Consider the following 12,767-nt stretch of genomic DNA (forward strand, 5'->3'; position numbering starts at 1 on the left):
GACTGTCTGGATCATACAATGTATGAATAAAACAGATGAATTAGCGGTTCAGTCCCGCGGCCACGCTGTTTAACTGATTCCGGATCCAGCGATGGGCCGGGTCAGACTGATGGCGTTTGTGCCATAGCATCAACAGCGTGAATGGTTTGTAGTCGAAGGGCAGCGGGGTTGACGAAAACCCTTTCAGCAGCTGGTCACGCATTTTGCCGGGGGCCGTGGCCAGCATATCGGTTCCTCGCAGGAACGCGGGCAAACCGGAGAAATTGGCGACAGTGACCGCGGTCCGGCGATTCAGGCCCCGGGCTGCAAGCGCGTCTTCCAGCGCCGTTTTCTCACCGGTGCCAAAGAGGATGCCGATATGATCCGCTGTCAGATAGTCTGCCAGGGTTTCCGGGGCCCTGCGGCAGGTGGGGTCATAGTATACGGCCATGTGATCGGTCATCAGGCCCCGTTGCATGATGTCTGTGGTTGCGGGCGCATGGGGTGAGACAATCAGGTCGCAGACATCCTTGCGCAGCATGTCGGCACTGGGAATACCGGAGGGAATCACCTGTAGCCGGATACCCGGAGCCTGCTCGCGGAAAATGCTGGCCAGGCCCGGTAATAGAAGATCGCGCTGGTAATCGTTGGCGGCGATGGTGAAGCTGAATTCGGCGGTGGCAGGGGTAAAGGGCGGGCCGGATGGCAGGGATTTCAGCTCATCGAGTATCTGGCGGATGTGGGGTCCGGCCTGAACCGCATAACGGGTGGCGACAATGCTGCGACCGGACTTCACGAACAGATCATCCCCCAGGGCAAGGCGCAGACGGTCCAGGGTATGACTGACGGCGGATTGGCTGACACCCATACGAACGGCGGCACGGGAAACGCTGCCCTCATCCAGAACGGCAAGAAAGGTTGCCAGGGAGCGGGTGTCGAGATTAAATGCATCAACGGGATTCATGAATGCCAGTATACACCGGTATCCGGGAAGGTCCCGCGCTTTGGCCAATGGGTTGGGCGAAGTCCGATACAGTCGGCGATATGAGCTACGCTGGACCAACAGCGAATGAATGATAGCAAGGAGACGACGAATGCAGCCCTCTCTGGCATTTGATGTGTATGGCACTCTGGTTGATCCCATGGGCATGGCCGGATTGCTGGCCAGCGATGCCGGCGACGCGGCCCGGTCAGTCAGCGCCCAGTGGCGTGAAAAACAGCTGGAATTTGCCTTTCGCAAGGGCCTGATGCGGGCCTACGAGGATTTTGGTGTCTGTACCCGCCAGGCTCTGCGTTACGCCATGGCCAGCCACGGCTTGTCGCTCAGCGCAAAGCGTGAAGACGAACTGATGAATGCATATCTGCAGTTGCCTGCGTTTGACGATGCCCTGCCGGCGTTGCAGGGTCTGAAGGGTGCTTACCCTATGTTTGCGTTTTCCAACGGCACCCCGTCAGCGCTGTGCAAAGTTCTGGGGCACAATGATTTACTGCCGCTGTTTGACGGGCTGGTTTCGGTGGATGACATCAGGAGTTTCAAACCGGATCCGGCCGTGTACGCCTACGCCCGCCGGGCAACGGGTGCCATGGATCAGCCGCTGTGTCTGGTGTCGAGTAATGCCTGGGATGTGATCGGGGCAAGATCGGCCGGTCTGATGGCGATCTGGGTCCGGCGGGATCCGCACAAGGTTTACGAGGACTGGGGTATCGAGCCGTCGGCGGTCATTAACAGCCTGTCAGAACTCCGTGGCGTATTGTCCGGGCTGTCATGAGCCCGGTTTCCGCAAAAATCGGATCGACGATGGTAGGGCAGCCTGAGGTATTCACCTGTGGCACAATCGCCGGGTGCCTCTGCTAGACTGAATCTGCGAGGTTAACGAAACAAGAACCAGAATAACAGGATGCCCATGCTCAGTTTTCTGCCCGCCCCGCTAATTGGTGTCATTAGCTCCATCCTGCTGGGGCTGAACACTTTGTTCTGGTGTGTATTGCTTTATATCCCGGCCATTTTCAAGCTGATTATTCCCCATCAGGGTTTCCGGGTTCTGTGTACCCGTCTGATCATCTGGCTTTCCGAGTCCTGGGTGGCCTGCAACACCGGCTGGATGAAGCTTACCCATGGCACCAGATGGACTGTGCGCGGTGAGGAAAAACTCAAACGCAAAAGCTGGTACCTGGTGCTGAGTAACCACCAGAGCTGGGTCGACATCATCGCAATGCAGCGGGTATTCAACCGCCGGGCACCGTTTCTCAAGTTCTTTCTGAAGCAGCAACTGATCTGGGTGCCGGTGATTGGTCTGGCCTGGTGGGGGCTGGATTTTCCGTTCATGAAGCGCTATTCCCGGGAATACCTGATCAAGCATCCGGAAAAACGCGGCGAAGACCTCAAAGCCACCCGCCAGGCCTGCGAGAAGTTCCGCTATACCCCGGTCAGCATCATGAATTTCGTGGAGGGCACCCGCTTTACCCAGGCCAAACACGACCAGCAGAAATCGAAATACACCCACCTTCTGACCCCCAAGGCTGGTGGCGCAGCCTTTGTGCTGGATGCCATGGGAGATACCATTGAGACTCTGGTGGATGTGACCATCGCCTATCCCGGCGGTGCCCCCAGTTTCTGGGATTTTCTGTGTGGACGCACCCGCGAAGTGAAGGTGGAGATTGATACCGCCACTATTCCCGAGTATCTGAAAGGCCGGGATTACGCCACCGATGCCGAGCATCGCAGGAATGTGAAGAACTGGCTGGCGGAGCTCTGGAAGGCCAAGGATGAACGCCTTGATCGCATGCTCGAGCAGAGCTAGCCGTTTTCCCCCTGTTCAGCCATCGTCCTCGACCTCGTCCGGGTGCTCTTTCTTGTAACGTTCCCATTCTTCCCAGTCGTGGGGCGTTCCGGCATGGGGGCGCCGCAGATGTTTTGCGTGCTCCATGGCATTGTGACGCAGGCTGTGGTCGGACTCCTCTTCTTCCTCTTCAAAGCCGTACTTCTTGAGAAATTCTGTCGGGCTGATAGGCATCCGTAGTCACCTCCTCAACAAATGAGTGCTGTCATTTTTTATTTACGGTGGTGCAACGGAATCGTATTTTCGATTTTCGGCTTTACTTTCAGGCCCGCTGATTCGTGCCGGCGGCACCGGCATCCGTGTCCACCAGGTTGAAAAGGATCTGCTTGCGTTCGTCGACGCCGGAAAAAACAACCGTCACCGGCTGTTCAAGCTGGAAAATGCGGCCATTTTTAGTGTGGACAAGGCGCAGGGTGACCGGGTCAAAACTGAATTTGCCGTCCAGGGTTTTGCAGCTGACAAAACCTTCCAGGCCATTGCTGTCCAGACGAACAAAGAAACCGCCGGGGGTGGTGCGGCTGATGGTTCCGGTGACTTCGCTGTCACCAAGCGTTCTGGCAAAGTCCGATTTCAGCCAGCTTTCCAGATTGTTTGCTGCCTGCCGGGCCTGCAGTTGTGATCTCTGAAGCTGCTCCAGGAGGGTGTCGTCCAGTTCGGTCAAGGGTGTTTGCCAGAGCGCGGATTTGATCAGCCGGTGAACGTGGAAGTCGGTGTATTTGCGCAGGGGCGATGTGAATGTGGTATATGCCTTCAGTCCCATGCCCTGATGGGGGCCGGAGCTGAATGACAGCTCTGCCCTGGCCAACTGCCGCGAGATAATGGTCTTGACCGGAACTTCCGCTTCCAGCGCTCCGCTGTGCTTCATCAGTTCCCGGAAGCCCTCCGCCCCTTTCACATCCAGGCCGCTGAGCTGGGGCGCAAAGCCTTCAAGCAGGGCCCGGACATTGTCGACCCGGTCACTGCGCAGTCCCGGATGCCGGATAAACAGACCGCGGGACTGGTTGCCGAGAAAATCCGCGGCGCAGCGGTTGGCCGCGACCATGCATTCTTCCACCAGGCGGTGCGCCTCATTCTGGACCGACGGTTCAATCAGGCGCACCCGGCGGTTTTCGTCCAGGCGCAGCCGGAATTCGGGCCGGTCGCCGCTGAGCAGGGCGTGTTCTGCCCGCCATTTACGCAGCACCGTGGCGGCCTGATGCAACTGGTCCAGGCTGTTGGTAATGACATCAGGCAGGGCCTTGATGTCATCGTCAATTCGCCCGTCAATGAAATTTGATACCAGCTCGTAGCTGAGCTTGCCCTGGGATTTTATGGTAGCAAGATGAAAACTGTAATCACCCAGGCTGCCGTCGTTGTTGACCTGCAGGTCACAGACCAGCGCCAGCCGGTCCATCTGGGGCATCAGCGAACACAACCGGGTGCTGAGGCTGTCCGGCAGCATGGGCAGGGGCTCGCCGGGGAAATAAATAGCGGTGGCGCGACGGAACGCTTCCTGCTCGACCGGTGAACCCGGATCAATCAGTGCCGTGGGGTCGGCAATGGCAATGGAAAGTTTCCAGCCGGTGGGGTTGGGTTCCGCTAGCAAAGCGTCATCCATGTCCTGGGTGCCGGGGCTGTCGATGGTTACATAGGGCTGGTCGGTGCGATCCTCCCGCGCTGCCTTGTGGGCGCCGATGGCACTCTCATCCAGCGCTTCCGCCTGGGCCTGAACCGCCTCTGGCCATGTATCCGGCAGGTCGAAGGTAGCCAGAGTGAGGGCGCGTTCTACGCCGGCATCTCCGGCTTTGCCGATCACTTTCAGGATCTTCGCCTGGCCCTTGCCATCCTTGATGGGATGGCGGCGAATTTTGCAGTAGATGAAATCATCGGGCTCGGCGCTCCGGCGTTCCTCCGGGGGAATGAATATCCAGCGGTTGATTCCCGGGGTTTCAGGGGCAACAAAGTGGCCCTTGCCCCGGATGATGTAGCGGCCCACAAAAGTGTCGAGCCGGGACTGAAGCAGTTCATCCACCAGGCCCTGGGTCTTGCCCTTGTTGCCGTCCTGTTCAGTGACATTGACCCGGTCACCGGGCAGAACTTTCTGCATTTCTTCCGGCGGCAGGAATAGATCCCGCCCATCATCCAGTGCCACAAAGCCGAAACGCCCGTTGGTGGCTTTGACGGTACCGGGGTACACCACCTTGTGTTCTTCGATGTCGGATTTCAGCTGGCGCAACTGGCTGAGGGCGTCGGCATTGAGCATGGACAGAACCTGACTGGATAAAATTTGAATGTTGCGCGTGAGTATACCGTTTATGGCGGTATGAGTCAGACCCGTTACACGAGGTTACTTTTTTGCGGAGTTACGCTTCGGCTCAGCGGCCGGTGTGAGCATCTGGTCGCAGCACAGGCACCTGTAGGGCGCCAATGGGCCGGATCGCGGCGCAGGCTGAGAGCGTCTTTGCCATAAAATCAACTAAATCAATTTTTTGAACGGTGTTTTCGTGTTTTTTGGAATCATTCGGATAAGAAGTTAGGCAGATATTGACGGTTAACATTTCGCAATGTAGTGTTTAAATACGGCTCGTTAAATGGACTTTCGAGGTACAGGATGTTTACCGTCTTCTTTAAAGCGACTTTGCTTTTTCCTGCCATATTACTTTTTTCTGCCGGAGCGGTTTCCGGACCGATAACGCTCAACGATTGGGCATTTAATATCAACGGCAATCTTTATGAGTATTTCGCCGGTGATGCCATGCCTGGAAATCCGCAGTTGGATTTTTCGGGGTTAGGGGCGGTAAGATTCGAATTCGATTCGCCCGGCAGCCACTCGCTGGACGCCTTCTTTGATTTCGAATTCGACCCTTCTGCTAACACCTATTTCAACGAATTCGGGCAAGCCGTTGGTGTTCCGGCAACTGGTCAGAGCTGGGAAATTGACGAGCCAGGATTTCTCTTCGGTGACATCTACGACAACCTGATTTCCAGTTCGCTGGATAACAACAACGCAATACCGCAAGGCTCCGAGGATGATGTTTCCATTGCGCTCGGATGGGACTTTGATCTGGCAGTTGGGGAGACCGCTTATCTCTCATTATTTACCGGTCTGACCGCGCCAGATGACATTTTTTACCTTTCCCACACTGACCCGGAGATGGGCACCTCCTTTGACCAGTCGAGTTCGTTGTATTTCTGGGGCGAACTGGATATCTCAGGTAAACCTGCATCGATTCCGGAGCCATCTACCTGGCTTCTGATGGCCATGGGAATCCTCTCGCTGTTTGTAAGAAGGCGAATCGTCGCACCCTGACACCTACCCAGGCATCATTACCTGTAATTCCGACACTGATAATCTGAATCGCAATAAGGGATCACCATGAAACGGAGTTTCTGTCGCACCCTCATGGCCAGCATTTGTTCAGCAGGTCTGGCCACTGTCTCGCAAAACGCAGCCGCCAATCAGGCCCCTGTCGCCGCCGATGTCATCGTGGTTATTGATGAATCCGGCTCCATGTCGGGGGAGCAGCGCTGGATCGGAGAAATGATACCGCTGCTGGACGAGAATCTTCAGCAATATGGGATAGGCAGTGAGTCACAGGCCAATCTTTACGGTCTGGTAGGTTATGGCAATCGTTCTGTCGTTCCTCGCACACTTGAGGTGGAGGGTGAGAAGCTAGGGTCGGTCGAAGGATTTCAGGCGGCATCGAACCGCCTGATCACTAGCGGCGGCACCGAAGACGGTTGGCGTGCGATTGATTACGCATTGAACCAGTTCCCCCGCAGAAACGGTGCTGCGCTCAATATCATTCTTGCCACGGATGAGGACCGCGATAACACCAATAGTAACATCACGTACGTTTCGGTTCTTTCGCTGCTTAATGAGAATCGGGCGCTATTGAACGCCGTTGTAAACGCACGCATCCGGTGCGGCGATGGCCGCAGTGCGCTGGGCGTGGACAGCCTGGGAACGGGCTATGTCAAGGATGGAAACGGTGGCTTCACCCGTTGTGAAGGCGCCCACGCCATTTCCGGCTCCGGCAGAACCGTGGATCACTATGTAGATCTGGCGATGGAAAATGGCGGGGCTGCCTGGGACCTTAGTTTTCTACGCTCAGGTGGAAAGAACGCCGAGTCATTTACCAAAGCCCTTCTGGATATCAAGGTCGAAGAGATTCTCAGCCAACGGCCAACCGGCGATCTGGTGGCGGTTGCGCAAGCCACTCCCAATCCTGCCGTAGCCGGAGAACAGGTATCCCTGGATGGTACGGGTTCGTTCCACCAGAGAGACGAAAGAAGTATTGTTCGCTGGGAGTGGGACCTTGATGATGACGGCATTTACGATGCTCAGGGTCCAATAATCACCACTAGCTTCCCTGAACTCGGAGACTATCCCGTTACAATGCGGGTAACAGATGATGGCAACACGCCCCTTGTTCAGACAGCCACAGTGGTTGTCAATGTCGATACGCCTCCCCTCAACCCCACAGCAGATGCCGGGGGGCCCTATCTATTGTGCCCGCAAACGCAACCCTGGTATCTGGATGGCTCCGGTTCCGTCAACCCGGATGATGGCCTGAAAGAACCTGGTCAGCCCGCTGATCAGCTGGTGTCCTGGCTTTGGGATCTGGATAACGATCTGGCGTATGACGATGCCAGTGGTGAATTGGTGGATGTCACCAATGACTTTGCTGGAAAGGGTGCGGGCGACTATCTGGTCCGCCTGCAAGTTACAGATAACTCGTCCAGCGCCTTTCCGAGCAGTGGGAAGTCTGACCTGACTGACACAGCAGTGACTCAGGTTCGGATCCGGGACGAATCTGATGCCGCATGCAATTGTCTGACCGATATCGCCGTTCGGGGCAAAATGAGTATCGCTCAGCTGACCTGGACAGATTCCGGTGCAACATCCTATGCCGTGTATCGCAGCACCCAGGCCGGTGGTCCTTACGAACAGATCGCGTTAACGGACAATCGTTATTCCACATATCTGGATATGGGTCTGGATCTGGATACCACCTATTACTATGCGGTCAGTGAGCTGGGCACCGATGGGCGTCCTGTCTGCCGCTCCAGGGAGGTCAGCGTGACGCCATCGGCCCGCCGCCGAAATGTGTCTAACCGCGCCCCTGACATCCATTCTGATCCTGTGGTGAATGCAACTGAGGGAGTAGCGTATACATACAAGGTTGAAGCTTCGGATCCTGATCGGCGTGACCGTATCGAGTTCTCTTTGCAGGTCGCTCCGGCTGGCATGGTGATTGATAGTGTTTCGGGCCAGATCGAGTGGACGCCGCTGAACGTTCACGTTGGCAGCCAGACAGTGGCGGTGCGAGTGGCAGATTCCCAGGGAGAGTTTGACGAGCAGTCATATACTGTCAGCGTGTCGAACGTCAATCAGGCGCCATCTATTGTCAGCTCGCCAGAGCTGAATGCAACTGAGCTTGAGCCATACAGCTATCAGGTCCAGGCCGTTGATCCCGATCTGGGCGATGCGTTGAGTTTTCAATTAGCCGGCGGTCCCGCTGGTATGAGTATCGATAGCTCAACCGGCTCGCTGGCCTGGACGCCCCAGGAAGGTCAGCGGGGAATCCAATCGGTATCTCTGAGGGTTGTCGATAGCGCAGGCGAGGCCGACCTGCAGTCCTATCAACTTCAGGTGCGTGAGCGGAACTACTTGCCCTCAATAAACAGTGCGCCTGTGGTGCAGGCGGAGGCCGGCTCTCAATACCGTTACCTGGTTCAGGCCTCGGACGCAAACCCGGATGCAACACTGACATTTGCGCTGGGTGATTTCCCGGACGATATGGCCATCAACCCGGTAACCGGTGAAATACTTTGGGTGCCGGCTGCCGGTCAGGTTGGTGTTCAGCCGGTACGGATTGTGGTGTCTGACGATCGCGGCAGTTCGACTTCACAGAACTTCGAGATTCAGGTTCTGGAAGAGAACGTAGCTCCAGAATTTTTGACACGGAGCCTCCCGCTTGCAAGTGAGGATCAGGCTTATTCCGCCGTAATTGAGGCAGAGGACTCAAACACGGTGGAAACCCTGAGTTTCAGCCTCATTTCAGGCCCTTCCAATATGCAACTGGACCGGAGAACCGGCGAGTTGCAGTGGCTGCCTTTGACAACCCAGATTGGTGGAAACCCGATTACGGTAAGGGTGACTGATAACCGGGGGCTTTTCGCGGAAAAAATATTCGTGATCGAAGTGAAGAACGTGAACCAGGCTCCCGGTATTACGTCGGCGGCACCGGCATCGGCAGAAGTTGGAAAGCCTTACACCTACCAGGTGCACGCATCTGATCCGGATAATGGAGATGTGCTTGAATACGTGCTCATATCTGGGCCTGAAGGTGTGTCTCTGGATTCTACGTCAGGTCTGCTCGCCTGGACTCCGTCCAGCACACAGGAAGGAACCCAATCCGTCAATCTTCGGGTGAGAGATGTTCAAGGTCTCTCCAGCGACCAGGCGTTTGATATCACCGTTACCGCAGCAGACACCCCCCCGGAGATCACCTCTACCCCGGTTGGCTCGATTGTGGCCGGTAATCAGTGGCAGTATCAGGTTACTGCAACGGATGACCAGGGCGCTGACCTGCTCTACGAGTTGGTAGCCGGTCCCGATGGAATGTCTATAAGTTCCTCGAATCTGGTTATCTGGATGACGGACGAGAACGACGAAGGCGCCTATCCGGTGACGGTTCGGGTATCGGACCCCAGCGGCAACACGGTCAGCCAAAGCTTTACCGTCATAGTGGTGAACTCTAATGAATCTCCCGTGATCACCAGCAATCCGCCAACCAGCGCGCGGGTCGGGCAGATATATGGTTATCAGGTTGTTGCTGAGGATCCCGAATCTGGTGGGCTCACCTACAGCCTGGGGCAGGCCCCAGTCGGAATGACCATAGGCGCTGGAACCGGGACCCTGCAGTGGTCCCCGCAAGAGACAGACGAGGGTGTTCAGGCCGTCGCCATCAATGTCACCGATGCGCAGGGAGCGACGACACGTCAGGCTTTCACTTTGACCGTGACAGCCGACAACGCGCCGCCATCGATTATCAGTCAGCCGCCATCGGGTGCTTTGGTTGACCAGACCTACAACTATCAGATGGTCGCAACAGATCCGGAAAACGAAGCGCTGACATACACTCTGATATCCAGGCCGTCGGGCATGACCCTGTCAGCGGGTGGTTTGCTGGAGTGGACGCCCGATAGCGGCCAGACGGGTGACCATGCGGTGAGCCTGGAAGTGCGTGATTCGCAGGGCGCCTCAGCGACTCAGAGTTTTACCCTGAATGTGCTCGCGGAAAATCAACCGCCGGAATTTGACGGTTCTCCGACAACAACGGCACGAGTCGGGGTTCAGTACAACTCGTCAATGACAGCAGCAGACCCGGACGGTGAAACGCTGAGCTGGGCACTTGTCTCGGCACCGACGGGGATGACCATCAACTCGGGAACCGGTGAAATATCCTGGGTTCCCGGTGGGGATCAGATTGGAACCCATCAGGTCGCCGTAACAGTCAGTGATGGCCGCTCAACGATTGGCCGGAGTTACTCGATCACAGTCGCCGGAGATATGCCGCTGCCGAGTCTTGGTAACGTTCCAACGGATACCGCAGAAGTGGGCAAGGAGTATGTTTACCGAATTGTGGCCGTTGATGGCCAGGGCTACTCGGTGGACGTTGAGCTGCAATTCGCTCCGGAAGGCATGGCGCTATCGGACGAAAATGGCATACCGACGATCCGCTGGACGCCGGTCGAGGGCGACTGCATTAAAAATGTGCGCCTGAAACTGGAAGACCGGTTTGGCCAGACTTCGGAGCCGACCTGGGATATCCAGGTGTACGCAGCACCCAAGAAGCTGAATCGTATACAGTGCTCAGCCCAGTCTGACGCGTGTGGCGGATAAGAGAACTCAGGGAGAGAGACAATGTTTGCCGATTTCAGAACCGAAGCCATGTTTTCCCAGCGCCTGAAGCGAGCGATCAGTGCCTTGTTGCTGTTCTTTTTCAGCTTCACCTTTTACAGCCCGGCGGTGTTTGCAGCCTGGACAGAGCTGGATAAGCAGAGCACGCCGGTCAGGAACAGCCTGGCCCATATCAACCCGATAGGCGAGACACTGCAAGCGCTATCCGCCCAGGTGGATGGCCTTGAACAGGCCCTGAACGCAAAAGACGATGATGCCGTCTCCCGCCGGTTGCAGCAGATTCAGATGCTGTCCGCTACCCTGGAAGAGCGAGACGCCCTCACCCGTAAAGAGCTCCGGGGCGAACGGGATCGGCTGGAGCAAGAGGGCGCAACCGCAGAGGTGCTTGCCAGGCATCGCGCCTTCCAGGAGAACTACCTTGCCAACATGACCGGCCTTGAAGACACCCTCGGCCGCCTTGATCGGATTAGTTACTCGCCGGCATTGAAGCCGCTTATTTCAGAACTCAGGCAGTATCTTCAACAACCGGTTCGTAATCCGCAGCAGAGTTTCAGCAACGATCTCGATTTTGTAACACCACCTCCACGTCGGCTGTATACGTCCCAGTCAGCGATTGAAGGTGTACTTGGAGTCAATGGTGAGCCGGCTTGGTCATTGACCGACTATCTGGAAGTTGACTCGGCAACGAGGTCCACCCAACGTATCGAAGACCTCGTCGCCGACCTTGGCCCAGACCCGCTCGCGCTCTATCAATGGGTCAAGAACACCATTCGTTATGTACCCAGCTATGGCGTGATGCAAGGCGCGGATTACACGGTTCAGAGCGAGCAGGGCAACGCCTTTGATACCGCCAGCACCCTGATCGCCCTGTACCGGGAGGCCGGCATTCCGGCACGCTACTCTTACGGTACGGTTTCGCTGCCGGCAGAAGCGATTCAGAATTGGGTTGGCGGAGTGAGTAACATCCATGCGGCCACCAACATCATCAGTCAGGGAGGCATCCCCCAACAGCAACTCTCCTACGGCGGTGCGGCAGAGGAAGTGGAGCTGGAGCACGTTTGGGTAGAAGCCTGGATCAATGGCGAGTGGGTCGCTCTGGATCCGGCGTTCAAGCAATACACTTATACCGAAGGGCTTGATATCGAGTCCCAGGTGCCTCTGGACGCTGACCAGTTTCTGGTGCAGTTGCAGTCCTCCGCGACAATCAATGAAGCCGAGGGATGGGTTCAGGGGTTGGATGTCGCCCAGGTTCAGGCGCAGCTCGACGACTACCAGACGCGGGTGGAATCCTATATCAACAGTCAGAACAGCAACGCCACTCTGGGGGATGTGCTGGGTACCCAGCAGATTGTCCCTGACAAGTCTGTGTCCATCGAGAACGTGCAGCTGCCCTACCGCGACATTCGTGCCAGTGCCGTGGCACCCAACCTGCCGGAATCGCTTTACTACAAATTCCGCCTGCAGATTGGCAACACCACCGGCGGCAGTTTCGGAATACCGGTGCAGTGGGGTGGTGTCAGTGCAGAGCTGGAGCGGACAACCACCGAGCTGGTTGGCAAATCGATTGCCATCAGCTTTCGCCCCGCGACCATTGCGGACCAGCAGACACTGGAAACTTATCTGCCCGAAAACCCCCAGTCCGTGGAAGACCTTCCCGATCAGCTGCCCGCCAATACTATCCAGATGATCGGCGAGATAACCGTTGATGGCGAGGTGGTGGCCTCCACCCCATCGGTCACGCTTGGCCAGTCCCTGATGACCCGCCTGGGCTTTGATGCTCCTGAACGCAGCTGGCGCTACAGCGAAAACAATCTTGTCGCTGGCAAGTACCAGGCGGTGGGCATTGATATGCAGGGCATCAGCCCCGATCAGCTGGAAGCGCTCAAAAGCCGGGTAGAGCAAACCGCGGCAAAGCTCACTGCGGAAGATTTTTCCGGTTTGACCAAACATGACCTGGTGGGCAGCATCCTGCAGGCAGGTATCCAGGGCTACCTGGCGGAAACCTACGCCATGGACAAGATCGCAGCGGCGGCTTCGGA

8 protein-coding genes are annotated in these 12,767 nt (G+C 56.7%); 5 read left to right on the forward strand and 3 right to left on the reverse strand.

Annotated features, from left to right (window positions below):
* Positions 1-40 precede the first annotated feature (40 nt).
* Positions 41-943 carry a LysR family transcriptional regulator gene (locus VJ956_RS13245; RefSeq protein WP_324085515.1) on the reverse strand — a complete coding sequence of 301 codons (903 nt, stop codon included), beginning with the start codon at positions 941-943 and terminating at the stop codon, positions 41-43.
* 130 nt (positions 944-1,073) lie between these two features.
* Between VJ956_RS13245 and VJ956_RS13250 the strand changes: the two genes are divergently transcribed.
* Positions 1,074-1,748, forward strand: a complete 675-nt coding sequence (locus tag VJ956_RS13250) for a haloacid dehalogenase type II (protein ID WP_324085516.1) — start codon at positions 1,074-1,076, stop codon at positions 1,746-1,748.
* Between the two features lie 135 nt (positions 1,749-1,883).
* A complete protein-coding gene (locus tag VJ956_RS13255) occupies positions 1,884-2,780 on the forward strand; it encodes an acyltransferase (protein ID WP_324085517.1) in 897 nt (298 codons plus the stop codon).
* Between the two features lie 15 nt (positions 2,781-2,795).
* Here the strand turns inward: VJ956_RS13255 and VJ956_RS13260 are convergent, their stop codons facing one another.
* Together VJ956_RS13260 and VJ956_RS13265 are read right to left on the reverse strand one after the other, a co-directional pair.
* Entirely contained in the window at positions 2,796-2,993 is a 198-nt protein-coding gene (locus VJ956_RS13260) for a hypothetical protein (RefSeq protein WP_324085518.1), read from the reverse strand.
* Between the two features lie 88 nt (positions 2,994-3,081).
* Entirely contained in the window at positions 3,082-5,061 is a 1,980-nt protein-coding gene (locus VJ956_RS13265) for a VacB/RNase II family 3'-5' exoribonuclease (protein WP_324085519.1), read from the reverse strand.
* Between the two features lie 348 nt (positions 5,062-5,409).
* On the opposite strand from VJ956_RS13265, the gene VJ956_RS13270 reads away from it, so the two are divergent.
* From VJ956_RS13270 to VJ956_RS13280, 3 genes are all read left to right on the forward strand, one after another.
* Positions 5,410-6,108, forward strand: coding sequence for a PEP-CTERM sorting domain-containing protein (locus tag VJ956_RS13270; RefSeq protein ID WP_324085520.1), 699 nt, complete (start codon positions 5,410-5,412; stop codon positions 6,106-6,108).
* Positions 6,109-6,174: 66 nt separating this feature from the next.
* Positions 6,175-10,710: a putative Ig domain-containing protein gene (locus tag VJ956_RS13275; protein WP_324085521.1), complete on the forward strand. Its 4,536-nt coding sequence runs from the start codon at positions 6,175-6,177 to the stop codon at positions 10,708-10,710.
* Between the two features lie 21 nt (positions 10,711-10,731).
* A partial coding sequence (locus VJ956_RS13280; protein ID WP_324085522.1) for a transglutaminase-like domain-containing protein occupies positions 10,732-12,767 on the forward strand: 2,036 nt, incomplete at its 3' end.

The organism is Marinobacter sp. (assembly GCF_035268745.1).
Classification (GTDB): domain Bacteria; phylum Pseudomonadota; class Gammaproteobacteria; order Pseudomonadales; family Oleiphilaceae; genus Marinobacter.